Consider the following 1,716-nt stretch of genomic DNA (forward strand, 5'->3'; position numbering starts at 1 on the left):
GTTGTCATTGCTTGATAATGAAGTTTCTCAAAGAATAAAGTCCGCTTTCAAGCAGACTGAAAATTTGATAGCGGATCTATTGATCAGAGGACAAGCAAGAGGGGAAGTTGCCCGTTCATTTGATATCAGCGAACTCACACGTTATATACATAATGCGCTTATCGGTGTTAGGGTATTAGTGAAAATGACAGCCAATCCAAAAGAGTTCGATTCAACGATCGATTTGACGCTATCAATATTGAAAAATGATCAATGATGATGGTGATTACAAATTTTGTAGAAGCGGATAAATTTGTAATCACCGATCATCCATTTTTTTTACTCTTTTGAGAATGTTCGTTCTCAAATGGAGTCATCATCAGTATATAAACAAAGGAGACATGAATATGAAAGCAGTTCAAATCAAAAAATACTCAAAAAAAATTGAAACAGAAGTTGTAGAAATTCCTATCCCAGAGATTAGTGATCACGAAGTTTTAGTGAAAGTAAAGGTAGCAGCTGTCAATCATTTGGAAATACTGAACATCACAGGAAGCGTCAAACTAATCCAAGATTACGAGATGCCTCTAACGATCGGCAATGAATTGACCGGTGTGATTTCTGAGGTTGGAAAACTTGTTTCAGGATTCAAGAAAGGCGATGCGATTTATACGAGACTTCCGTTGGAAAAAATAGGTGCTTTCGCTGAATTTGTCGCGGTGGATGCTAAGGCAATTTGGCATTTACCCAAGAATCTCGACTTTGTTACAGGGGCAGCTGCTCCTTTAACTGGCCTGACAGCGTATCAAGGCTTGCACGAAGAACTGAATGCTAAAGCTGGGCAAACAGTCTTCATTCCAGGTGGGTCAGGGAGTTTCGGGCAAATGGCTGTTCCCATAGCTAAAGCCATGGGATTAAATGTCATTGTATCAGGGAATCCCTCTTCTCGTGAACAGATTCTCGCTGCCGGTGCCACTCAATACATTGATTACACGAAAGAAAATTATTGGGAAATTTTAAAGGGAGTGGATTTTGTCATTGATACACTCGGGGCTGCTGAATTCGATCGGGAATTGTCGATAATCAAACCAGGAGGAAGATTGCTGAGCCTGCGAACAGGCCCAAATAAACAGTTTGCAAAAGATCATGGGTTTCCAAAGTGGAAACAACTGCTATTCGCTTTAGCGGGGGCGAAATTTGATAGGAAAGCTAAAAAGCATGGTGTGGCGTATCGTTTTATATTTGTTCGTTCCGATGGTTCACAGTTGGAAGAAATCTCAAAAATCATTGAAGAAAATAATATTATCCCGGCTGTCGATCCGACTGAATTTACGCTAAATCAAGTAAATGAAGCCTTGCGTCTGGTAGCGAGTGGACATCCAAAAGGGAAAGTAGTCATCAAGGTTTCCGAATGATAAAAACAGAAATGAGGACGTACAAGTATGCAAGAAAGTGAGACATATGTTCATGCTCCAAATAAAAGCATCATAGCGGCTAATGGAATAACGTATGCGTACCGTGAATTAGGGAAAAAAACAGGGATTCCCATTGTATTCTTCACCCATTTATCAGCGAATCTCGATAACTGGGATCCAAGAATAATTGACGGCATCGCAAAACATCATTGGGTGATTACGTTCGATAACAAAGGGGTAGGCTTATCCAGTGGACAAGTGCCCGGTACAATAAAAGAAATGGCCGAAGATGCTATAGCTTTTATTAAGGCACTGGGGTTTA

At 40.3% G+C, this 1,716-nt stretch carries 2 protein-coding genes and 1 pseudogene; all 3 read left to right on the forward strand.

What is annotated here, in order from left to right; translation table 11 throughout:
* Positions 1–256, forward strand: a pseudogene (locus tag WBV27_RS11270) (TetR/AcrR family transcriptional regulator); the annotation flags it as partial.
* A 130-nt stretch (positions 257–386) separates the two neighbouring features.
* Positions 387–1,394: an NADP-dependent oxidoreductase gene (locus WBV27_RS11275; RefSeq protein ID WP_424202120.1), complete on the forward strand. Its 1,008-nt coding sequence runs from the start codon at positions 387–389 to the stop codon at positions 1,392–1,394.
* 27 nt (positions 1,395–1,421) lie between these two features.
* Positions 1,422–1,716 (forward strand): alpha/beta fold hydrolase (locus WBV27_RS11280; protein WP_424202122.1); only part of this gene is annotated, 295 nt, incomplete at its 3' end.

It is taken from the genome of Trichococcus sp., assembly GCF_049589555.1.
GTDB lineage: Bacteria > Bacillota > Bacilli > Lactobacillales > Aerococcaceae > Trichococcus.